General features: G+C 31.7%; 21 protein-coding genes and 1 other annotated feature. Of the genes, 11 read left to right on the top strand and 10 right to left on the bottom strand.

Features of this window, described 5'->3' with window-relative positions; genetic code table 11:
- Positions 1–100: 100 nt before the first annotated feature.
- Positions 101–352, top strand: a complete 252-nt coding sequence (locus OC535_RS10050) for a DUF3781 domain-containing protein (RefSeq protein WP_027089567.1) — start codon at positions 101–103, stop codon at positions 350–352.
- A 230-nt stretch (positions 353–582) separates the two neighbouring features.
- On the opposite strand, the gene OC535_RS10045 is transcribed toward OC535_RS10050, so the two are convergent.
- From OC535_RS10045 to OC535_RS10015, 7 genes are all read right to left on the bottom strand, one after another.
- Positions 583–1,824 carry an IS256 family transposase gene (locus OC535_RS10045; protein WP_498822983.1) on the bottom strand — a complete coding sequence of 414 codons (1,242 nt, stop codon included), beginning with the start codon at positions 1,822–1,824 and terminating at the stop codon, positions 583–585.
- Positions 1,825–1,930: 106 nt separating this feature from the next.
- Positions 1,931–2,632 carry a C39 family peptidase gene (locus OC535_RS10040; RefSeq protein WP_024721276.1) on the bottom strand — a complete coding sequence of 234 codons (702 nt, stop codon included), beginning with the start codon at positions 2,630–2,632 and terminating at the stop codon, positions 1,931–1,933.
- Between the two features lie 113 nt (positions 2,633–2,745).
- On the bottom strand, positions 2,746–3,270 hold the full coding sequence (locus tag OC535_RS10035; RefSeq protein WP_027089568.1) for a VanZ family protein: 525 nt from the start codon (positions 3,268–3,270) through the stop codon (positions 2,746–2,748).
- A 100-nt stretch (positions 3,271–3,370) separates the two neighbouring features.
- On the bottom strand, positions 3,371–4,456 hold the full coding sequence (locus OC535_RS10030; protein WP_498823728.1) for a sensor histidine kinase: 1,086 nt from the start codon (positions 4,454–4,456) through the stop codon (positions 3,371–3,373).
- Positions 4,449–5,141: a VanR-ABDEGLN family response regulator transcription factor gene (vanR, locus tag OC535_RS10025; protein ID WP_024721278.1), complete on the bottom strand. Its 693-nt coding sequence runs from the start codon at positions 5,139–5,141 to the stop codon at positions 4,449–4,451. The genes OC535_RS10030 and vanR overlap by 8 nt, the downstream gene beginning before the upstream one ends.
- Positions 5,142–5,233: 92 nt before the next feature.
- Positions 5,234–6,622 (bottom strand): argininosuccinate lyase, encoded by a 1,389-nt coding sequence (argH, locus tag OC535_RS10020; protein WP_024721279.1) that lies wholly within the window; start codon positions 6,620–6,622, stop codon positions 5,234–5,236.
- 40 nt (positions 6,623–6,662) lie between these two features.
- A complete protein-coding gene (locus tag OC535_RS10015; RefSeq protein ID WP_024721280.1) occupies positions 6,663–7,874 on the bottom strand; it encodes an argininosuccinate synthase in 1,212 nt (403 codons plus the stop codon).
- A 160-nt stretch (positions 7,875–8,034) separates the two neighbouring features.
- Here OC535_RS10015 and OC535_RS10010 point away from each other — a divergent pair, with 160 nt between their 5' ends.
- The 7 genes from OC535_RS10010 to argB all read left to right on the top strand — a co-directional run bounded on the left by OC535_RS10010 (position 8,035) and on the right by argB (position 17,364).
- Positions 8,035–9,144 (top strand): AI-2E family transporter, encoded by a 1,110-nt coding sequence (locus OC535_RS10010; RefSeq protein ID WP_027089571.1) that lies wholly within the window; start codon positions 8,035–8,037, stop codon positions 9,142–9,144.
- 144 nt (positions 9,145–9,288) lie between these two features.
- On the top strand, positions 9,289–10,002 hold the full coding sequence (locus OC535_RS10005) for an ABC transporter ATP-binding protein (RefSeq protein WP_227053780.1): 714 nt from the start codon (positions 9,289–9,291) through the stop codon (positions 10,000–10,002).
- Positions 9,995–11,605 (top strand): permease-like membrane multi-spanning protein, encoded by a 1,611-nt coding sequence (locus tag OC535_RS10000; protein ID WP_498823727.1) that lies wholly within the window; start codon positions 9,995–9,997, stop codon positions 11,603–11,605. Before OC535_RS10005 ends, OC535_RS10000 begins: the two co-directional genes overlap by 8 nt.
- 107 nt (positions 11,606–11,712) lie before the next feature.
- Positions 11,713–13,806, top strand: coding sequence for a peptidoglycan D,D-transpeptidase FtsI family protein (locus OC535_RS09995; protein ID WP_498823726.1), 2,094 nt, complete (start codon positions 11,713–11,715; stop codon positions 13,804–13,806).
- A 150-nt stretch (positions 13,807–13,956) separates the two neighbouring features.
- Positions 13,957–14,170 (top strand) — a binding site (T-box leader).
- 44 nt (positions 14,171–14,214) lie between these two features.
- Positions 14,215–15,252 carry an N-acetyl-gamma-glutamyl-phosphate reductase gene (gene argC, locus OC535_RS09990; RefSeq protein ID WP_024721286.1) on the top strand — a complete coding sequence of 346 codons (1,038 nt, stop codon included), beginning with the start codon at positions 14,215–14,217 and terminating at the stop codon, positions 15,250–15,252.
- Between the two features lie 12 nt (positions 15,253–15,264).
- Positions 15,265–16,488, top strand: coding sequence for a bifunctional glutamate N-acetyltransferase/amino-acid acetyltransferase ArgJ (gene argJ / locus OC535_RS09985; protein WP_027089574.1), 1,224 nt, complete (start codon positions 15,265–15,267; stop codon positions 16,486–16,488).
- Between the two features lie 12 nt (positions 16,489–16,500).
- Positions 16,501–17,364, top strand: a complete 864-nt coding sequence (gene argB / locus OC535_RS09980; protein WP_024721288.1) for an acetylglutamate kinase — start codon at positions 16,501–16,503, stop codon at positions 17,362–17,364.
- A 10-nt stretch (positions 17,365–17,374) separates the two neighbouring features.
- Here argB and OC535_RS09975 read toward each other — a convergent pair whose 3' ends face one another.
- The 3 genes from OC535_RS09975 to OC535_RS09965 all read right to left on the bottom strand — a co-directional run bounded on the left by OC535_RS09975 (position 17,375) and on the right by OC535_RS09965 (position 20,902).
- Positions 17,375–18,193, bottom strand: a complete 819-nt coding sequence (locus OC535_RS09975; RefSeq protein ID WP_027089711.1) for a metallophosphoesterase — start codon at positions 18,191–18,193, stop codon at positions 17,375–17,377.
- Positions 18,190–19,956, bottom strand: a complete 1,767-nt coding sequence (rnjA, locus tag OC535_RS09970) for a ribonuclease J1 (protein WP_024721290.1) — start codon at positions 19,954–19,956, stop codon at positions 18,190–18,192. Before rnjA ends, OC535_RS09975 begins: the two co-directional genes overlap by 4 nt.
- A 79-nt stretch (positions 19,957–20,035) precedes the next feature.
- A complete protein-coding gene (locus tag OC535_RS09965; RefSeq protein ID WP_498823724.1) occupies positions 20,036–20,902 on the bottom strand; it encodes a DegV family protein in 867 nt (288 codons plus the stop codon).
- 172 nt (positions 20,903–21,074) lie between these two features.
- Here OC535_RS09965 and OC535_RS09960 point away from each other — a divergent pair, with 172 nt between their 5' ends.
- The 3 genes from OC535_RS09960 to OC535_RS09950 are packed head-to-tail and all read left to right on the top strand — an operon-like array spanning position 21,075 to position 24,182.
- Entirely contained in the window at positions 21,075–21,440 is a 366-nt protein-coding gene (locus OC535_RS09960) for a GntR family transcriptional regulator (protein WP_024721292.1), read from the top strand.
- Positions 21,440–22,342, top strand: a complete 903-nt coding sequence (locus OC535_RS09955; RefSeq protein WP_024721293.1) for an ABC transporter ATP-binding protein — start codon at positions 21,440–21,442, stop codon at positions 22,340–22,342. The genes OC535_RS09960 and OC535_RS09955 overlap by 1 nt, the downstream gene beginning before the upstream one ends.
- On the top strand, positions 22,314–24,182 hold the full coding sequence (locus tag OC535_RS09950; RefSeq protein WP_498823723.1) for a hypothetical protein: 1,869 nt from the start codon (positions 22,314–22,316) through the stop codon (positions 24,180–24,182). The genes OC535_RS09955 and OC535_RS09950 overlap by 29 nt, the downstream gene beginning before the upstream one ends.

Here is a 24,182-nt window from a genome sequence, read left to right as displayed (position 1 = left end):
TGAAGTGAAGTCAACTTAAGATAGTATCTTAGGTTGACTTTTATTATGGGATGAAATATATTATGTCATAATAAATCGAAATTTATAGGAGGATAAAATAATGGAAGATAGAAAAATATTGTTAGATAATATTGATAAAATTCATACGACGGAAATGGGAATTGAGAGAATTAAAAGAAATTTAAAAATAGATCAAATTGATGTAGTTGAATATTGTAAAAATAAAGTTTTGAAAGAAACTTGTAATATTTATAGACAAGGTAAAAACTGGTACTGTGAAGTTGATAATCTTAAAATAACGATTAATTCATCTAGTTATACGATTATTACAGCGCACATAATAAATAATTAGTTGAATTGTAGTATTTTATGAAAAGAATAAAAAACACAGCAGATTTTAAATGCTGTGTTGTTGAAATTTTATGGGAATGTCAAGAAATTTGTGTAAGTAATTTTATTAAATTGTCAAAGAACTATAGAAATGACTTATATCGAGGGAATGTCAAGAAATTTGTGTAAGTAATTTTATTAAATTGTCAAAGAACTATAGAAATGACTTATATCGAGTATATATAGGTCATTTTATTTTTCTAAATATTTTTGGATTCTTGTTGAAAATCTATCATCCATCATTAATTGATTCATAACCATTGCCCAATTTGATACACGCCCACCTGACCATTTTTTCGATAATTCAAGAACTCTTAAATATAACACTTTTAATACCGCTGTCTCATTTGGAAATGCTCCTTTTTTTATGACCTTTCTAAAACTTGAATTGACACTTTCAATTGCATTGGTTGTATACATAACTTTTCTGATGGCTGATCCATAATCAAACAGCTGTTCTACATGATGAATGTTCCTTTCCCATACATCAACTGCTCCCGGATATTGTTTCCACTCATTCTTGAATGTTTCAAATGCGTTTTTGGCCGCCTTTAAACTAGGAGCTCCATAAACTTTTTTCAATGATTGTGTAAATCGCTTATAATCCTTGCTTGGGACATATTTAATAGAATTCCTTATAAGGTGGACAATACATCTTTGTACCACAACATTGGGAAATATTGCTTTCGCACCATCTTCAAGTCCACTAACACCATCCATAGATATAAAGAAAACATCTTCCACACCTCTCGCTTTGATTTCATCAAAAATCTGCATCCATTTATGCTTGCTTTCTGTCTCGTTTAACCATAACCCCAGTATTTCCTTGTTTCCATTGATGTCATAGCCTAAAACAGCATATACAGCATATTCCTTTACCTCATAATCATTTCTTACTGTCACATATAAACAGTCAACAAACAAGAATGCATAACATTGAGATAGTGGTCGGTTTTGCCAGTTTTCCAGTTCAGGAATGATAGCATCGGTTATATCGGAAATCATTTCATGAGAAACCGAAAATCCATAGATATCTTCAATTGTGGTTGATATATCTCTTTGAGACATTCCTTTTGCATACATTGAGATGACTTTATTTTCAATGTCCGAAACATCTCTCGTTCTCTTAGGAATAATTTGCGGTTCAAAAGATGCCTCCCTGTCTCTAGGTATATTAATATCTAATTCTCCTCTTGATGTTTTTATTTTTTTAGGAGAATAACCATTTCTTCTGTTTAATGTCTTTTTTTCTTCTTTACTGTTAGATGCATAACCAAGATGGTTGTTCATTTCTCCCTGAAGCATTGATTCAAATAATGGTCCAAAAATATCTTTTAAAGCTTCATCCATATCCTGTGCTGATTGTGGATTATAAGTATCAATAATTTGTTGAGCCAAAGCTACTGTTTTTGGATCTCTTTTTATTCTTGCCATATTTCATTAACCTCCATATTTTTAATTTTGATAATAAGAAAAGTGTGTAGCAGTAATATAACACATATTACTTACTTACACACTTTATTTTACACTCCCAATTTTATTATATAAGAGAGTATGACCACATCGCTTTTATTTGTGATGCAAGTCTTTCATATGTCCATGAACGTTGACTGTTTTCCTTATTGTTGGGGTCATTGAGATAGAATTCACCATCAATAGTTTTAGTTATTACTAGAAAATGCCCGGTTGTTGTAAAATCACCTGGTTTAACACTACAGATAATGGGATTTCCTTGATTTAGTTGATTGATCATAGAATTTTTGTCCAAGGGAACGGCTGAGGCTTTTAAATTAAAAGCTTGACATCCTTTTTCCATAAAAGTCCAGGTTGTTTTACTGCCTTCTAAATAACCATTTTCACTAGCATATTTAGCAACAAAACGAGGATTGTAATCAGTATTGCCAGTAAGACCGACAGCTACCATCGCGATACAGGTAGGACCACAGCCAGCAGTTCCGATGATTTCATCACCATAGGGAGTATATGCCCAGCGCTTATCCCACTGGATAAATAAGGGGATCTTATCATTGATTTCTAAAGTGATCGGATCGTCGTTTTCTTCGCTTTGATAATTTGTTTTTAATTCTATTGCCTGAGGGTTATTTTTGACAAATTCTTCGATATATTGAGGGCAATCATTGTTATTATCATATAAGAAATGAGGAACTATCTGAATACCTAGATAGCCAATTGCTAGAACAAGAATAAAGCAAATAAATGCAGGTGCTTTTTTTAATTTCATAATGTCATTGAATAGTATTTAATAGCAATTGAAAAGATGGCAATTGCTCCAAGAATGATAACGATGATTGCTTTTTCTTTAATAGATAATTTTTCCATAATTTTAGCTCCTTTTTATAGTATAAATGATGGTAATAGAACAGGATAGAACTCATGAAGTGAAAGATAACCAATCATGCCAAAACTAACGAGAAATATTGCTGAAGGTAATTTACTACGTTTTTTGTGAGTAATTAAATGGTATATGACTAAACCGATAATACCACCTAAAGTGTTTAGAAAAATATCATCAACATCAAAAACTCCCCATCCTGTTGCTAATTGAATTAATTCAAATGATAGACTAGTTATAAAGTTTGTAAAAATAACATTACTGTAAGTAAGGGATTTAAAATAATTTAATAAAATAATACTTAGAGGAATAAATAATGCGATATTTCCTAAAATATTAATCAATAAAGTTTGGCTTAATCCATGATCATAATACTGGTTAATAAAATCAAATAATATAAAATTTATTTTATAACCTTGATTAGTAAAACCATTTTTAAGTAAAATGATCTTAATTAACATCCAAAAATAAATCAGAGAACAAAACCCCAGGACAAAATTGGATAGATGTGGTTTTTTTAATGCCATAAATATTACCTCCAATCTAAAAACCTATTCTATATTGTTATCATAACAAGATAAAATAGGTTATGTATTGACATTTACTAAAGAAATTCTTACAAATTTCTTACAATGGTAATTTAACTGTAAAGATAATTAATTTATTATTTAAATCAGCACGAATTGTCCCATGATGGAGTTCGATGATCTTTTTAGTTATCGCTAGCCCTAATCCAGAACCACCGGTCTTACTGCTTCGTGATTCGTCTAAACGGACAAAGGGTTCAAAAATATGATTTAATTTATTCTTATCAACAAAATTAACAGAATTTGATAATTTTATGATAATATGATCATTTTCTTTTTTAGCACTAATATTAATTTTTGAATCTTTATCACTATAATTGATGGCGTTACGAATAAGATTATCAAAAACACGTTCAAATTGGTTTATATCGATCGATACAATTAAATTATCTTCGATCTCATTAACACATTCAAGATTTTTTTCTCGATATAAAGGCATGAATTCATATGATATTTGTGCTAGCATGATTGATAAATTTACTTGCTGTTTATCTAACGTGATATCGCTTAAATTATATTTAGCGATCAAAAAGAATTCTTCGATCAGTTCTTCTAAACGAAGCGATTTATCATAAGCAATTTTTGTATAATTGCTTTTTTCTTCTAAAGATAAATTAGTTTGGCTTTTTAATAAATCTAAATAGCCAATAATTGATGTTAAAGGTGTTTTTAAATCGTGAGCTAAATACAACAATAAATCATTTCTTTGCTTTTCAGCCTGTTTAATAGCAGCTCTGTTTTTTAATGAATCTTTTTTGATTTGATTCATTTGATCCTCTATTTCTTTAAGCTCAAAAGGAAGACTGATTAATCGCTCGCTATCTTCTACAAGTATTTTTCCCGCTTCTAACATCTTTTCGATATACTGTAAGGATTCTCGGTATCGAAGCCAAAAAATAATGATAGTATCAAGAGCAATAAGACTGATCGATATAACTGGTAAGTTATCTTTGATCAATTGAGCCAACTGATAAACCAGATCATATTCTTGCCAAACATATTGATGATAGACTTCATAAGAATAAACAAATAGGATAATAAAAGTAATGATCGATATCCCAATTGTAACAGCTATTTTTTTTAAAAGATTAGCCGTTAAACTTTTTTTGAAATGAGAATTATTCAATTGTATAACCCACTCCCCAAACAGTCTTGATAAATTTAGGTTTACGAGCATTTTCGTGCATTTTTTCTCGCAATCTAGCTACATGGGCCATGACGGTATTATTGTTGTCGAGATATTTTTCCTGCCAAACAGCTTCAAATAATTCTTCTGATGTTACCACACTGCCTTTTTTACTACATAAATACCATAAAATTGAGAATTCTAAAGGAGTAAGATTTAAAGGCTGATCGTATAAAGTACATTTATGATTGTCATTATTGATCATTAGACCATTGAAATCGTATATTTGCTGGTTGGGTGTCGTTTCACTAGTATTATAACGAAGATAGCGTCTTAATTGGGTTTTGACACGCGCAGCTAACTCTAAAGGATTAAAGGGTTTAGTTATATAGTCATCAGCTCCCAATGTTAAACCATTGATCTTATCAAGATCATTATTTTTTGCTGTCAACATGATCACGGGAAAAAAATAATCTTTACGAATTTCTTTTAATAAACTAAAACCATCAAGATCTGGCATCATCACATCTAAAATGGCAAGATCATAGTGATTTTTTTGTAAACTGTCCAAAGCATCCTGCCCGTGATAGTATTTAAAAACATGATAATTTTCGTTTTGTAAATATAATTCAACTAAATCAGCAATTGATTGTTCATCATCAACTACTAAGATATTGTAAGCCATAATATCACCTCACTTTTCATCTTAGCCTATTTTGTTTAAAAAGACAAATTTATCGTGTTTTTTTAAGAAAATTGTAAGAAAAAAGGGTTAAATTATTTTAACCCCATGCTATTATTTAAATATTTATCATTTAAAGCGATTACTTCTTTCATTGCTTTAATACCAGGAGCACCAATTGTATTACGCTTATTTACACATGTTTCAACACTGATTGCTTCATAAATATCTTCATCAAAAACATCACAAATAGCTTTAAATTCAGCAATACTTAAATCATCTAAATCTTTATTTTGATCAATTGCATAAAGAACTAGACGTCCGATGATTCCATGAGCATCTCTAAACGGTACACCTTTATTGACAAGATAATCAGCAGCGTCAGTAGCATTAGTAAAACCACCAGTTGCTGATTTACGCATTTTTGTTTTATTAAAAGTTGTTGATTTCAACATATCATTTAATAATTGTAAACAGCCTTTAGTAGTCGTTAAAGCATCGAAAACAAGTTCTTTATCTTCTTGCATATCTTTATTATAAGCTAATGGAATACCTTTCATGGTTGTAAGCAGACTAGTTAAAGCACCATAAACTCTACCTGTCTTACCTCTAATTAATTCCGCAATATCAGGATTTTTCTTTTGTGGCATGATTGATGACCCAGTTGAAAAAGTATCATCTAATTCCACAAATTGGTATTCATTAGTATTCCAAATAATAATTTCTTCGCTGATTCTTGACATATGCATCATCATGGTAGCCATAGCACTTAATAATTCAATTAAATAATCACGATCACTAACACCATCGATACTGTTTAAACAAGGACCATCAAACCCTAATAATTCAGCAGTGTAATTACGATCTAACGGATAAGTTGTTCCTGCTAAAGCTCCAGAACCTAATGGGCATATATTCATTCGATCATAGATATCTTCAAGACGGCTGCTATCGCGTTTAAACATTTCAAAATAGGCACCAAGATGATGAGCTAAAGTAATTGGTTGTGCTTTTTGTAAATGTGTAAAGCCTGGCATGATCGTATCTAAATGTTCTTTCATAAGATCATTGATCGTTGTTAAAAGATTGTGAACCAATGTATTTAACATTACAACCTGATCACGAGTATACAAACGCATGTCTAAAGCAACCTGGTCATTTCTACTTCTACCAGTATGTAATTTTTTACCTGTATCGCCAATTCGGTCGATCAAGGTAGATTCGACAAAGCTATGGATATCTTCTTGTGAATTATCGATTTCAAGTTTTCCACTTTCGATATCTGCTAAGATCTGCTTTAAAGCAGTTTCGATCTGGTTACCTTCTTCTTTAGTTAAGATGCCTTGTTTAGCTAACATTTTTACATGAGCAATACTTCCTTGAATATCTTGTTGATAAAAAGTTTGATCAAATTCAATCGATGCATTAAAATCATAGACTAATTGATTAGTTGGTTTGGTAAATCTGCCACCCCATAAATTCATTTTCTTACCTCCTGTATAATAAAAGGGCTAAAGCCCTTTTTTATTTTTTATTATTTAATTTCATTGCTCTAACTTTAGTTGAAAGACCATATAAAGTAATGAATCCTTCAGCATCATGATGATCATATAAATCACCTGTTGCAAAGCTAGCAATATCTTCATCATATAAAGAATATGGAGAAGTTGTACCTTCTTTGATAATATTTCCCTTATATAATCTAAACTTAGTAGTACCGCTAACAACTTCTTGAGTTTTATCAACAAAAGCAGTTAAAGCTTCACGTAATGGTGAGAACCATTTAGCAGCATATACTAATTCAGCAAATTCCACAGAAACTAAACGTTTATATTTTAAAGTTTCACGATCTAATACTAATTCTTCTAACTGACGATGAGCTTCCATTAAAATAGTACCACCTGGTGTTTCATACACACCACGTGATTTCATTCCTACAACACGGTTTTCAACGATATCAACGATTCCGATACCATGTCTACCACCAAGTTCATTCAATTCTTCAAGAATAGCAGTTAAAGGCATTTCTTTTCCATTTAACTTAACAGGAACACCTTTTTCCCATTCGATTTGAACATGTTCAGCTTTATCAGGTGCTTTTTCTGGTGCTGTTGATAAAACTAATAAATGATCATAATTTGGTGTGTTTTCAGGATTTTCAAGTTCTAGTCCTTCATGTGAAATATGCCAAATATTACGATCACGTGAATAACTAGAATCTGCAGAGAATGGTAAATTAATTCCATGAGCTTTACAATATTCGATTTCAGATTCTCTTGAATCCATCGTCCATTTAGGATCACGCCAAGCAGCAATGATCTTTAAATCAGGAGCTAATGCTTTGATTCCTAGTTCAAAACGAATTTGATCATTACCTTTACCAGTTGCTCCATGACATATTGCAGTCGCACCTTCTTGACGCGCTACATCAACTAATACTTTAGCAATCAATGGTCTTGCAGTAGCAGTACCTAATAAATATTTATATTCAAATACAGCATCAGCCTGGACAGTTGGAATAATATAATCTTTAACATATTCATCAACGACATTTTTTATGTAAAGTTTAGTTGCACCACATGCTTTTGCACGTTCTTCTAAGCCATCTAACTCATCAGCTTGTCCAACATCGATACAGCAGCAAATAACTTCATAATCATAATTTTCTTTTAACCAAGGAATAATAGCAGTAGTATCAAGTCCCCCGGAATAAGCAAGAACAACTTTTTCTTTCATCATTTAATCCCCCTTATAATAACTATTAAATTATCATTATCATAAACTATAGAAAAAATAATTGCAATATTTTATCGCAATTATGCGATAATTTTATTGGATGTTCATATTTGAGCAACAGTAATAAAATAAAGTATACAGTATAAATAGGGGGATCTTTATGAGTGAAAATAAGCTGGATTATCAAAAAATCTTAAAAATAGTCTTAATTGCGATAATTTGTTATTGGGGACTTAATAATTATGAAATAATTTTTGCGACCTTTAATAACTTATTATCAGTAATCATGCCTTTTATTATTGGCTTTATCATTGCTTTTATTTTAAATGTTTTAATGATCAGAGTTGAAAAATTACTAAAAATGTTTTTTAAGGGAAAATGGTTTGATCGTTGTAAAAGAATTATAAGCATTATTTTATCGATGTTAATATTGATTGGGGTTTTAACATTAATAATAAATCTTGTTATTCCTGAAATATCTAGTGCGATAAAGCTGATTGTCAAAAGTTTACCAGAAGTATTTGAAGATCTGCAGCAATGGAGTAAAAGCAATGGTGGAATCTCACCACGGTTAGAAGAATTATTAAATAACATTGATTTGAACGCAATTACAAAAGAATTTAGTAATGCTTTAAAAGTGGGATTTACAGGAGTCTTAGGGTCAACAGTTGATATTCTTTCAATCCTAATGAGCAGCATTGTTAATGTGGTTGTAGGATTTGTGTTTGCCTTTTATATTTTAATGAGCAAAGAGACATTAAAACGACAATCTCATAAATTAATAAAGACGTATCTACCTGCAAAAGTTTCTGCAAAATTAGTTAAGATTGCGAGATTATCACGAACAACTTTTACGAATTTTATTATTGGTCAGACGATCGAAGCAATCATCTTAGGCTCTTTATGTGCAATTGGAATGAAGATACTAGGATTCCCGTATGCTCCAATGGTAGGAACTTTAGTTGGAATAACTGCATTTGTACCAATTGTCGGTGCTTTTATTGGCGGGGGAATCGGTGCGTTTATGATCATGACGGTCGATCCGATGCAGGCAGTGTTTTTTATCATTTATTTAGTTGTTTTACAGCAGCTTGAAGGTGATTTGATTTATCCAAGAGTTGTGGGATCGTCAGTTGGTCTTCCATCGATCTGGGTTTTGTTTGCCGTTACTGTTGGTGGTGGTTTATGGGGAATTGTTGGCGTTTTATTTAGTGTTCCAGTCTTATCGGTAATCTATGCTTTAATAAAGGAACATGTAAATTCAGTTTAAAAGATTTGTTTTATCCTGTAATTATTTTACAGGATATTTTTTGGATTTAAATAATTATAAAATATCTTGCAATTATATGGATATAGAGCTACTATAATAATATAAATAATAAAAATAATTTATTTATGAAACGAGGAGATCAAAATGTTAAGAATTGAAAATCTAACGAAAACTTTTGGAAGTAAAAAGGCAGTAGATAATTTATCACTGCATATAGAAAGGGGACAGATTTACGGTTTTATTGGTCATAATGGGGCTGGAAAAACAACAACTTTAAAATCTATTGTAGGTATTATGGAATTTGACCAGGGAGATATTTATATTGATGGTAAATCAATTAAGAAAGATCCTCTTGCTTGCAAAGCGATTATGGCGTATATTCCTGATAATCCTGATTTATATGAATATTTGACTGGTATTAAGTATTTAAATTTTATTAGTGATGTTTATGGTATTAGTCAAGAAGATCGTAAGATGAAAATAAAAAAATATGGGGATATGTTTGAGTTGAGTGACTCTTTGGGAGAACCGATCAGTGCATACTCACATGGAATGAAACAAAAATTAGCGATTATTTCAGCTTTGATCCATGATCCTAAATTAATTATTATGGATGAGCCTTTTGTTGGTTTGGATCCTAAAGCATCACATTTATTAAAAGGTTTGATGAAAGAAATATGTGATCAAGGTGGGGCGATTTTCTTTTCTACTCATGTTTTGGAAGTTGCTGAAAAGCTTTGTAATAAAATTGCGATTATTAAAGCAGGTAAACTTGTCATATCTGGAAATACTCAAGAAGTCATTGGAAATGAATCTTTAGAAGATGTATTTTTAGAATTGGAGGATGAAAATGCTTAAATCATTAATTAAGATTCGATTACAGGGAATCTTTATGCGTTCAATGAAAGGTAGTAAAAAACAAAAAATTACTGCTGGTAAAATAGTTTTGATGTTATTTATCCTGGCTTATATAGCACTTATATTTGGAACGATGTTTGGTTATATGTTTGATCAGATTTTAAAACCTTTTACAATGATCGGCTTTGAATGGCTATATTTTGGAATCATGGCAGTTTTGGTTGTTTTATTGTGTTTCATTGGCAGTGTTTTTACGACACAACAAGAAATATATGGGGCTAAGGATAATGAACTGCTCTTAGCGATGCCGATCAAAACAAAAGATATTTTACTTAGTCGGATCTTTGTAGTTTTGATTATTAATTATGTTTATGAAGCTTTAGTGGCTTTACCATGTTTTATTGTTTATTTTGGTCAAATACCTTTTGATATTATTAAATTATTGTTTTTTATCATCGTTATTATTACTTTACCCTTATTGGCATTGACTTTATCATGTATCTTTGGCTGGCTGATGGCAATGATCATGAAAAAAATTAGAAATAAAACGATTATTACAATGATCATTTCCTTAGGTTTTTTAGGATTATATTTCTATGTAATCAATAAATTACCAGATTATTTAATCTCATTGATTGCTAATGGGAAAACTATCGGTGAAGCAATTAGAAATACTTTATTTCCAATTTATCATTTGTCAATTGCAATTAGTAAAACAAGTGCAGTTAGTCTAATATTATATTTACTTTGTGTCTTATTACCATTTGCATTAGTGATTTATTTACTTTCAAAGAATTTTATTAGTATTGCAACAAGTAAACCGATATCTAAAAAAGTTAAACTAAAAGATTCTGATATTAAAACATCTAATCAAAAAATGGCATTATTTAAGCGGGAATTAAAACATTTTACCTCTAATCCAATGGTAATGTTGAATGCTGCTTTAGGAATTGCTTTTACGGTTGTATTGGCCGGAGCACTGCTTATTAAAGGAGCAGAATTATTAGATATGTTAGAGGTTATTCCAGGACAATATAGAAGTATGATAAATGAGTTTATTGTTCCTTTGTTATCGATTGCCGTTATTGCCACAAGTTCTATGAATATAATTAGCGCAGCTTTAATTTCTTTAGAAGGGAATCGTTTATGGATCATTAAATCACTACCAATCAAAACAAAAGATATTCTAGAAAGTAAGGTAGCATTACATTTAGCTTTATGTATTCCCCCAGGTTTATTATTTTCAATTATTGGAAGTATCGTCTTTTCATTAAATATTATTGATTGTTTAATTGTGATAATTGTCCCTGTTGTTTTTACGATCTTTGAAGCGTTATTTGGTTTGTTAGTGAACTTATGGAAACCAAAGTTTGATTGGGTCAATGAAACAGTTGTTGTAAAGCAAAGTGCTTCAATTATGATAACGTTATTTTCAACAATGGCTTTAGTAATCTTGATAGGTATTTGTTATATTGGTTTCTTTAGTGATTTTATGAGTGCTAAAATGTATGTAAATATGCTATTAGTTATATTTGTTATTATTGATTTGGGTCTTTATTATTTATTAAATACATGGGGGATTAGAAGGTTTGAAGAATTATAAGCTAGAATTCAATTCTAGCTTTTTTTATCGTCAAAAACAATGATTTAAGATTTTTTTAATATACATATTTAAGCTGCTGTTTTATAATAAAGAGGGAGGGTAGTAAGATGGCATTTAATTTTAAAAACAAAATTCATAAAGTTCGTTTTTATGGAGCTTTAGAACAAGAACGAGAACAGAAAAATAAACAGGATAATATAGTCAGCAGGCGGTTGATCGTTTTGCTTTGTTTCATTGTTGCTATTACATCAGTCATGGCTGCTAGACTGGCTTTGATTCAGTTTAAAGACAGCGATGAATTAGCTGTTAAATTAGAAAAATATGGTACTGCTACATATTCAACCGATGCCCCTAGAGGTGAAATCGTCGATCGTAATTATGTTAAACTGGTACAAAATACTAATGTTATCTGTGCAACTTATTATGCACCTAAAAAGATCAAGGATGAACAATTAAAAACATCGGCTAAATTTTTAGCGAAGACGATAAATCTAGATACCTCTTCTATTTCAACCCGTAATAAAAAAGATTATTTCATTATTGCATATCCAGATCTAGCTGATGAATTAGTCAGTGATGAAGAAAAAGCTAAACTTAAAGAGCAGAATAATTATGACAGTGCTTTATTAAATCTTCAGATCGAACGGATCACTGATGAGATGCTTGAAGAATACATGGATGAAAACACATTAAAATATACGCACTTTTATTATTTGATGAAGAGCTGTTCAAGCGGATCATCAGTACTAGCAGAAGGGATCAGTGAAGAAGAAGCAAGTATCATTGGAGAAAACATCGATATCCTGCCAGGAATCGATGTAACGACAGACTGGTCACGGCAGTATGTTTACGACCGGGAATTCAGTCAGGTACTGGGCAGAGTAACGACGAAAAAACAGGGTCTGCCTTCGGAAATGAAAAATGAACTGTTAGCTTTAGGATATCAAAACGATTCCAGAGTCGGGGTATCTGGATTAGAAGCACAGTATGAAAATATCTTGAGAGGAAGCGACAGCAGCTATACATTGAATTATGACAGTAGTGGAAATCCAATTGTTACAAGTACCAAATCAGGAACAGCCGGATCAAATATCCGTCTATCGATCGATTGGGAGCTGCAGCAGTTTGCCGATTCGATAATAGAAGAAGAACTGGTCAAGATGAACAGTCAAAATAAATTCTTTAATAAGATGTTTTTTACACTGATGGATCCCTACACGGGTGAGATCATCGTGATGTCTGGGAAGATCATCAATAAAGAGACCGGAGAAGTAACAGATTATGCAGCTGGAAACTATTTAGATGCCAATTTGATTGGATCGACGATCAAAGGAGGAACTCTTTATACAGCGTTTAAAGAAGGGGTGATAACACCAGGGACGACCTTTATGGATGAACCAATCAAGATCAAAGGAACGAAAGAGAAGAAATCACATCGAGATTTAGGACTGATCAATGAAATAGATGCTCTAGCATACTCATCAAATGTTTATATGTTTAGAATAGCGATGCTGTTAGGAGGAGCAAACTACGTATATGATGGACCGCTAAAGATCAATGATGAAGCTTTTGAAACCTTAAGAAGAGATCTTGGAGAATTAGGCTTGGGAGTAAAGACAGGGATCGATATTCCTAACGAAGCGTTTGGATATAGAGGAAGCAAGCGAACTGGAGGGTATTTATTAGATGCTTCGATTGGACAATATGATACATATACAAATATCCAGTTAGCACAGTATGCCTGCACACTAGCAAACGGTGGAAAGAGAATCAAACCACATTTATTTTTAGATTCATATGTAACAGATGCTGATGGATTGGCAAATGCCAACTATACAGTTAAAACAGAAGTGTTAGATGATGTATCTGAGCAAACGACGGCTTTTAGCCAAATCAAACAGGGAATGAGAGCCTGTGTAACAAGAACAAACGGGACATGTAATTCTTACTGGAGCAGTAAATCCTATGTGACATATGCAAAAACGGGGACTGCTGAAGATTATACAGGAACAGGAGAGACCGATTATCCAAACCATTTACAGATCGGATATATCCAGGCAGATGAAAACTCTGAACCAATCGTAGCCTTTGCCTGTATCGCGATACGACAAACGACAGCATCGAATGGAGGCAGCAGTTCAGCACCGTTGATTTCACAGCAGATAATTGATAAATATGTAGAAAAGTATGGTTTAAATTAGGTTTTAGAATAATGTGAAGATTCTTATATATCAAGGATCTTCACATTTATAAATAATAAGTTTTTTTTATTAGAGTTAAAGAATTATTTTAAATCAAGAAAGAAATTCAATTTTTATTTGACAAAATATTTTTTAGTAATATAATAGTAACCAAACTCGATGACTAAAAGAGTAGTTTTGATGACGATTTTTAGCGAGCTGATGTGGGTGGAAGATTGGCAGTCTAATCAAAATGAAGCGCATTTACGAGAGGAAAGTGGGAACTTAGAGTATCGCTTTCGGGCAATCACCCTTAACGATGAAAGAGATCATAGGGTCAACTTATGATAAATAGAGTGGTAACGCGGTTAATTTCGTCTCTTGTTTAAGAGACGTTTTTTTATATTAAAGAAAGTGGAGGACTAAAAAATGATTAGAGTAGGAATTGTGGGATCAACCGGATATGGGGGATGTGAGTTAGTACGATTTTTATTAACGCATAAAGAAGTTGAAATTAAGTGGGTTTCATCAAGGACATACACTGATCAAGAATATAGTTTTGTTTATGCTAGTTATTTTAAGCTGTTAGATCAAAAATGTGTTGATGAAAACATCGAAGATTATTTAGATGATGTTGATGTTGTGTTTTTTGCAACACCTCAGGGAGTGTGTGCAAAGATGGTTAATGAAAATGTTTTAAGTAAAGTAAAAGTGATTGATTTAAGTGCTGATTATCGAATTAAAAATGTAGATACTTATGAAAAGTGGTATGGAATCGAACATGCTTCCCCAGAATTTATCAAAGAAGCTGTATATGGATTGTGTGAAATTAATCGCGAACAAATAAAAAAAGCGCGTTTGATTGCAAATCCAGGCTGCTATCCAACATGCTCGATCTTAACAATCTATCCGTTAGCCAAAGCAGGATTGATCGATATGGATACATTGATCATTGATGCTAAAAGTGGTGTTAGTGGCGCGGGACGTGGCGCTAAAGTGGCTAACTTATATTGTGAAGTAAATGAAAGTATTAAAGCATATGGGGTTGCGAGTCATCGTCATACCCCAGAAATTGAAGAACAGTTAGGTTATGCTTGTAATCAGGAAGTATTATTGAACTTTACGCCTCATCTAGTTCCGATGAATCGTGGTATTTTAGTAACTGCTTATGCAAAATTAAAAGCCGGAGTTAGTAAAGAAGATGTAGCTAAGGCTTATCAATGTTATGATGATGAGTATTTTGTAAGAGTTTTAAATTCTGGAGTTTTACCAGAAGTTCGAAATGTTAAAGCTAGTAATTTTGTTGATATTAATTATAAGATCGACTCTCGGACTAATCGAATTATTATGATGGGAGCAATGGATAACTTAGTAAAAGGGGCGGCTGGTCAAGCAATTCAAAATATGAATATCATGTTTGGACTTGATGAAAAAGCTGGGTTGCTTTTAGCGCCTGCGGTATTATAGGGGGATTTGATAATGAAAATAATTGATAATGGAACAGTGACTTCGCCAATTGGTTTTTTTGGAGCAGGAGCCCATGTTGGTATAAAAAAAGAGAAAAAAGATTTAGCGTTGATCTATAGTCAAGTCGATGCTAAAGCAGTCGGTACATTTACACAAAATATTGTTAAGGCGGCACCGGTAGTATGGGATAAGATGATCGTAGAGAACTATGATCATGCAAGAGTTGTTGCAATCAATAGTGGTGTTGCTAATGCTTGTACTGGTGATGAGGGAATGAAGTATAATGAAGAGTTCGCTAAAAGCGTAGCTGATAATTTTAGTTTTGAAAAAGAAGAAGTTTTGATTTGTTCAACTGGGGTAATTGGTAAACAGTTACCGATGGATAAAATTATCGCGGGTATACCACAAGTAAAATCATTGTTAAGTGATAGTGAAGAGGCTGGTATGATCGTAGCTGAAGCAATTATGACGACAGATACAAAACCAAAGCATCTTGCAGTGGAAATTAAACTTGATGGAAAGAAAGTTACTTTGGGTGCTTGTTGTAAGGGTTCAGGGATGATTCATCCTAATATGGCGACGATGTTAGGGTTTATTACAACTGATTGTAATATTTCTAAAGAGTTATTAAATAAGGCTTTAAAAGAAGTAATTCCTGATACTTTTAATATGGTATCTGTAGATCGGGATACTTCAACAAATGATACTGTCTTATTATTAGCTAATGGTTTAGCTAATAATAAAGAAATCGTTAATGAAGATGAAGATTATCAAATTTTTAAAGAAGCTTTATATTATGTTAATGAATATCTAGCTAAAGCTATTGCTGGTGATGGCGAAGGAGCTACTAAATTATTGGAGGTACAAGTTCATGGTGCCAGCAGTATTAAACAGGCTAAAGTGATTGCTAAAAGTGTTTGTACATCACCGTTAGTAAAGACAGCTGTTTATGGTAATGATGCTAATTGGGGAAGATTATTATGTGCAATGGGGTATTCTGGTGAAGAATTTGATCCTTATGATGTGGACTTAAGTGTTGCTAGTGAATTTGGTCAGTTGCAGTTAGTATCTAAGGGAATGGCAACAGATTATAGTGAAGAAAAAGCAACCAAGATATTATCAAGTAGTGAAGTTAAAGCAATTATTGATATTCATAATGGTGATTTTAAAGCAACAGCATGGGGTTGTGATCTAACTTATGATTATGTTAAGATCAATGCTGATTATCGTTCGTAAGGGGGAATTTAAGTGCATACAAGAGAACAAAATAAAGCTCAAGTATTAGTTGATGCGCTAAGCTATATTCAAAAATTTGCTGGAGATACAGTTGTTATTAAATATGGTGGCAGTGCGATGACAAATGAAGTTATCAAACAGTCAGTATTAAAAGATATCGCAGTATTAAAATCAGTTGGAATCAAGCCGGTAATAGTTCATGGTGGGGGAAAAGATATTAATACTTGGTTAAATAAGGTTAGTATTGAAAGTGAATTTAAAAATGGTTTAAGAGTTACTACTAAAGAAACTTTAGAAGTTGCAGAAATGGTACTATCTGGAAAGTTGAATAAAGGACTGGTACAGCATATGGAAAGAATTGGTACGCATGCTGTCGGGTTATCAGGTAAAGATGGTAATATGCTTACTGTTGAAAAACATTTTTCTAAAGGTGAAGATATTGGCTGGGTAGGTAAGATCACAGCAGTTGATACTGATTTGATTGAAACGTTATTGATGAATGGTTATACTCCAATTATTTCAACGATCGGTTTAGATGAAAAATATAATGCTTATAATATTAACGCTGATGATGTGGCAACTGCTATTGCTCGTGCTTTAAAGGCGAGTAAACTAGTCTTTTTAACTGATATTGAAGGGGTATTGAAAGACCCTAATGATCCTAAAACTTTGATTTCTAAAATTAATACCGCTTCAGCAAAAGTATTATTTGAATCAGGAATTATTCAAGGAGGAATGATTCCTAAGTTACAAAACTGTATTGATGCAGTACAAAATGATGTAAATAAAGTCCATATTTTAGATGGTAGAATGGAACATAGTTTGTTAGTTGAAATTTTTACTACTAATGGTGTTGGAACTGAAATAAAAAAGTAATCTCATCAGATTACTTTTTTAGTGTAATTATATTAATTTGGTTAGGGCAAAACAATCGATATTCATAACCATTTTCCATACCTAAACCATTAGAAATAACCAATTGGCTTTTGTTTTTAGTATAGTAGCCATGAACATAATTTTGACCATTACTCTTTTTAAATAAACCACCAATCCCAGGTAAATAAATATAACCGCCCATCGTATGACCAGATAATTGCAATGCAATATTACTTTTAGCTGTAGTATCAAAATAATCTGGTTCATGAACAGCTACAAGTTTATAAATATCTTGATTGTTTTCGTTGATCAAACCGGAAATATCGCCACTGCTTTCTAGACCGAATAACCCAATTGTCGCATTATTGAAATAAATGGGACGATATTCATTATGAAGAACTTCAAATCCACCTTCATTTAAAATACTTGTAACATCATTTAGTGAAGCGAGATCTTTTTCACCTAACACAGCAAATTTACCATAACTTGATTTTATATTTGATAATACTTCAATTACTTTTTCATTATCAAATGGGATATCTGTAAATAAATCACCACCAAAAATAAGCATATCAACATGCTGATTATTTAAAGATGTCACGATTTTTTCCAATCTAGTAATATCACTACTATTTTGAAGATTTATATCACTAATAAATCCAATTTCAAAATTTGCAAATTCATTAGGAAGACTACTATTATTAATAGTAGTTTTTTTGATCGTATAATCATCAGGGGCGATGTAATGACTATGATAATAACCAAAACCGCCACCGATAATTATAATTACTAATAAAAGAAATTTAATTGTTCTTATTTTTTTTCTCATGGTTTTTTATTCATGATAACCGGAATGATCATCGGATTACGCTTTGTTTTACGATAAAAATATGAAGATAAGATATCCCGTGTCGTATTCTTTATTTCTCCAAAAGTAGTTTTTCCTTGTAATAACTTAGATAAAGAACTTTCAACTAAGCGTTCTGCTTCACGAATCATATGAAAACTGTCTTTCATATAAACAAATCCTCGAGAAATAATTACTGGATGTGTCAATAATTTTCCGGCTCTAGAATCCATACTGATCAAGATCGAAACCATTCCATCTTCTGAAAGAATTTGACGATCACGAAGTACTGCTGTAGATAAACCACTGATATCATTTCCATCAACATAAATGTCTTCAACATGGATCCGTGGTCCTAAACGTGCTTCGCCGTTATTTAGTAGGATTGTATCACCGTTAGAAAGAACGAATGAATTTTCTGCTGGCACACCAACTTCTTGAGATAAGGCAGCATGGATTTTTAACATCCGATATTCACCATGAACTGGGAAAAAATACTTTGGTTTAGTAAGTAGCATCATTAATTTTTGCTCTTCTTGGGATGCGTGTCCAGAAGTATGTAGATTATTGAAAGCGGTATTTGTTAAAACTTTGGCTCCAGCTCTAAATAATTTATTTACAACGACATTGACACTATAAGCATTTCCAGGAATTGGATTTGACGAAAATACAACTGTATCACCAGGTTTGATCTTTACATATTTATGAGTTCCATTAGCGATTCTGCTTAAAGCGGCTAAAGCTTCACCTTGAGAACCAGTACATAAAATCAATATTTCATTGTCAGGTAATTTTTTAGCCTGATCATTTTTGATGAAAAATTTATCAGGGCATTTAATATATCCCATGGCTCTAGAAACTTGGATATTATTTTCCATTGAACGACCATAAACAAGAATTTTTCGATTAAATTTAACTGCTGCTTCAACGATTTGCTGGACACGATGAACGTTTGAAGCAAATGTGGCAACGATCAAGCGCCCTTCAGTTTTTCTAAATTCTTCCTGGACGCTGTTAGCGACTTTCTTTTCACTGATAGAAAAAGTAGGAACTTCAGAATTTGTTGAGTCACTCATTAATAAAGTGACACCAGTTTCACCTAAGAAAGACATTTTTTGATAGTCAGCAGCATCTCCCACTGGAGATAAATCAAATTTAAAGTCACCAGTTTCAACGATTCTACCATTAGGACTATTGACGATGATTCCTAATGATTCAGGGATAGAATGATTGGTCTTGAAAAATCCGATATTAAAATACTTAGATTTGATTTGGTATTCATCATTGATTTGGATGATCTTAGTCACATTAGTTAGCCTTTTTTCATCTAATTTTCTTTTGATCATCGCACTAGCTAACGGAGTAGCATAAATAAAAGGGATTTTAACGATCTGTAATAAAAAAGGAATTCCACCGATATGATCTTCATGACCATGAGTGATCATTAGACCGCGGATCTTTTTTTCATTGCGCTTTAAATATGAATAATCTGGGATTACATAATCGATTCCTGGTAATCCTTCTTCGGCAAATTTAACTCCCGCATCAATAATAAATAACTCATTATCATGTTCGATACAGTACATATTTTTACCAATTTCATTAAGTCCTCCTAAAGCAAATACTTTAGTATCGATACTATTACGATTTTTGTTAATTGTTTTTCTAGTAGTTTTAGGTTTATTATAATTTTTTTGATTAGTTTTGCCAGTTCTTCTATTATTTGTATATGGCTTTTCTTGCATAATTTCCTCCTTATTTATATTTTATCTTCTTTTTATAATTATTATAACATATAAAAAGGCAAGAAACGAAGTTTCTTGCCTAGATAATTTTTTTACATGCCGCAACTGCTAGTGCATGTGGTCCAATATGACATGAAACACTTAATGATAATGGGTCACAGATTATAGTAGAATCAGGATAGATTTCCTCTAATTCTTTTTTCAATTCTAATGCTGGCTGCTTGTCATATGTATAAGCTACACAGACATGAACATTTTTCCCTTTTTGTTCAGGATCGATACGTTCATCAATATCTTTTTTTATCGCTTCAATCATTATTTTTGTTGCCTTTGACATTGTTCTTGATTTACTAAAAGTATCAAGCTTTTCACCTTGGATCTGTAAAATCGGTTTGATTTTCATCATTCCTCCAAGGATTGCAACAGCCGGAGTAATTCTTCCGCCTTTACGAAGATATTCTAATGTGTTGACTGTAATATAGATAGAAGCGTTTAATTTATTTGTTTCAAGAATTTTTTTGATTTCTTTAGCTGATTTCCCTTGTTTGGCTAATTCGATGGCATCAAACACATCCCATTTTTGAGTAACTGAGATCCTTTGAGAATCAACGACTTGAACTCTTCCATCATACTCGTTTGCTAACATCAACGCCGTTTGACAAGATCCACTTAAACCACTCGACATTGGAATATATACTATCTCATCATAATTTTTTAATACTTCATCCCATAGTTTATCGACATCACCAACTAAAGGCTGACTTGTAAAAACTTCAGCACCATTTGTTAGTTTATCAAAAAATTCACTATGTGTTAAATTAATATCTTCATAGAAGGTCTGGCCATCAATAGTAAAGGGCATTGGTAATACATTAATGCCTAACTTTTTACCTTCGTCTTGTCTTATTCCAGAATTACTATCAGTGATAATTGCTACTTTACTCATAAAAAACCTCCTATCTCTAAAACATATTTTACTTAAAATAATAAAAATTGCAAACTATTTAAGTATTATTAATAAAATATTTATATTTAGCCATTAACTGTATTGCTTATTGTAATACAGTTTAAAGTCTGTTATACTATTAGTGCGAGGATAAGTTTAGAAAGGAGTCAGCATGAAAATAGACAGTAATAGTGCAACACCGATTTATGAACAAATTTATAAACAGCTGCTAGAATATATAACCACGGGATTGATGCAGGCAGATGATAAATTACCTTCGGTACGAGAATTGTCTTCATCGATTCATATTAATCCTAATACAGTTGTTAAAGCTTATCGACTTTTAGAAGAACAGGGTTTTATATATTCTTTACCGGGTAAAGGGAGTTTTGTCAGCTCAAAACAAAATGTTCAAACGAAGTTGTTTTTACAGCAGATCAATGAATTGACACATGAAATAGTGACTAAAAGTAAATACGTGGGAATGACTTTTGAACAGTTGTGTCAGTTGCTGGAACAAAAATGGGAGGATAAATAATGTTAATAGTAAAAGAACTTTCAAAAAAAATAGATAACAAATTAATTTTGGACAATATTAGTTTAAATATACCTAAAGGCTCAATTTATGGCATTATTGGTGAAAATGGTGCTGGTAAAACAACATTGATTCGTCATATCGTCGGAGCGTATCAGGGCGATTACGGTTTTGTTGAATTAGAAGGAATGCGTGTTTATGAAAATAGTGAAGCAAAAGCAAAGTTAGTATACATTCCTGATGAATTTTTTGATACATTTGGTCATAATATTAAAAATCTTAAAGAACTTTATCAGGGAATCTATCCGACTTTTAATGAGGAACGATACTTTAAATTAATGCGGTTGTTTAAGCATGACAGCTTAGAAAATTTTAATAAATTTTCTAAAGGGATGAAAAAGCAGGTAATGTTTATTTTTGCTCTTTCGATCATGCCGGAATATTTAATTATGGATGAACCGTTTGATGGTTTAGATCCGCATATTCGTAAAATAATTTGGGATATTTTGATTCAGGATGTAAGTGAACGACAAATGACGATCTTTATTTCTAGCCATCATTTAAATGAACTAGACAGTATGTGTGATCATATTGCTTTGATCAGTGATGGAAAAATTATTTTCGAAGAGGCGCTTGATCATTTAAAAGAAGGTTATCATAAATTACAGATCGTCTTAGAATCGGGTGATGATATGTATGCTTTGGAAAAAGAGCTGAATATTTTAGCCCATCAGATGATGGGACGGGTTCATACTTTGATTGTTAAAGGGAATCTTGAAAGTATTGATATGATAGTATCTAAATATCATCCGATCATAAATGAAACATTATCATTGTCATTAGAGGAAATTTTCTTATTTACGCTGGGAGGAAAGTATGATGAACTCAAGGACGTCATGGGTTAATAAAACACTGCTTAGAAGTGTTGTCAAAAATAATCTTTTTCCAGCTAAAGTTTCATTAATTGTTTTTGGGGGATTTTTTATCTTGGCATCAATAGCTGTTGATGGAACAGGAATGGGACAGTTGTGTGTTGTTGTTTATGCGATCAGCGCTGTTGTTTTAACAACAGTATATCCGAGTTTTATTCAAAGTTATATGATCGATAAGACAAAAGCTTCGATAGTAAAAGCATTGCCGTTAAGTTCTAAATGTATTTGGTTTACTAATTATTTAGCTGGTTATTTAATTGTTTTAGTTACGCTTTTAATTGAAGGGATCGGCGTGATTTTTGTTGATTTTTTTAGGTCGTATACCTCTGTTGAAAGTATTTTGTTTTATCGCTTTATGTTAATGATTTTTGTGTTATTGTTTATTTATTATACGATTACTTATTTAGCTGCCAGTATGGCCGGAAATCGTTTGGGTCAGATCGTATTTAGTATTGTCGCTTATACATTGCCAGTAGCATTGTTGTTGAGTTTAATTTTGTTTTCTGTTTATTTAGTGCCGGGACAGATCAATCAAATTGGTGATCGTTATGCTAAATTAGTGTTTCCGGTTTTTGCGGGACTGGAATTTATTGATACGGGTGATAAGACGATTTTTATTCATTGTCTTAGTGCAATGGTATTTTTGGTGATAAGTTATTATATTTATGTAAACAGGAATGATGAGTATATTGGAGAACCGCTGGTTTTTCGTAAAATTGGACTGATTTTAAAAGCGGGAATCATGTTGATTGTAACGATTGCAATATTTTATTTGATCTTACTTATGAATCAAATAGATATTACTTTTGGGTTAAATGGGGTTTTAGATTTATTGTTGATATACATGGTAATTGGTGTGATCATAGCGATTTTTATTGAGATTATTTTTAAAAGTACTTATATTTATCGTAAGTTATTGATCTATATTCCCATCTTATTGATCTTTTTTGGCTTTAATTATGCGTTTGCAAATACTCAATATCACCAGGTTGTTTCTGAACTTCTTTCAAAAGAAAAGATCAGTGGTGATCTTTATATCAATAATCGAAAAAATGATGTGTTGTTAATGAATCTTGATCGTGATAATTTGTTGGGGTTGGTTGATTATCTTAATGATAATCTAGATAGTGTTCATGTTCTGGAATTTGGAAATGATGATGTTTTAATAACCCTTAATTTATATGATAATTCAGATGATTTTTATAAAGATAGCATGCATTATTATTTTGATTTTAAAGTTATCGTAGATTACTTTAATAAATCAGGTAGTGATTATTTAAATAATACGCTTAGAGATTTTGAAAACAAAAAATATCTAACTTGTTATTATCAAGAAAAAAGTCTTTATCTAAGTCCAGAAAATATTGATCAGCTTTATCAAATAACTAAAGATCAAAAAATAACTGCTGATGATCTAATAGATGCAAGTATGCTTAATTTAAGCAGTGATGATGGTTATCAATATATAATTAAATTAAATGATCAGGTTAAAGAATTTTTAGAATATGATTCAATAATCAAACAGTCTGAATTTGTTGATGATTGTTATAACTATATTTTTGATAATAATTTATTAGTGGATCTTGATAGTCCAATAGCTAAGTTTATAGAAGATGAGTTGCTTATAAATGATTTGACTTCTTTATATGATGATGTTGTTGAATTGATAGAATTTGATAATAATTATGTTATATATCGAGCAAATGTAACAGCTTTAAATGAGGATGATAGTTTTGAAATTAGTTTGGATTTGAAGTTTGAAAAATCAAATGGTGAAATTATTATTAGTTCAATTAGAAAGGCTGGTATATAA

The organism is Clostridium sp. Marseille-Q5894, from assembly GCF_946902305.1.
Lineage (GTDB): Bacteria > Bacillota_I > Bacilli_A > Erysipelotrichales > Coprobacillaceae > Thomasclavelia.
Note: the sequence above shows the minus strand (reverse complement) of the source record. Positions and strands in the feature narration are given on the sequence as shown.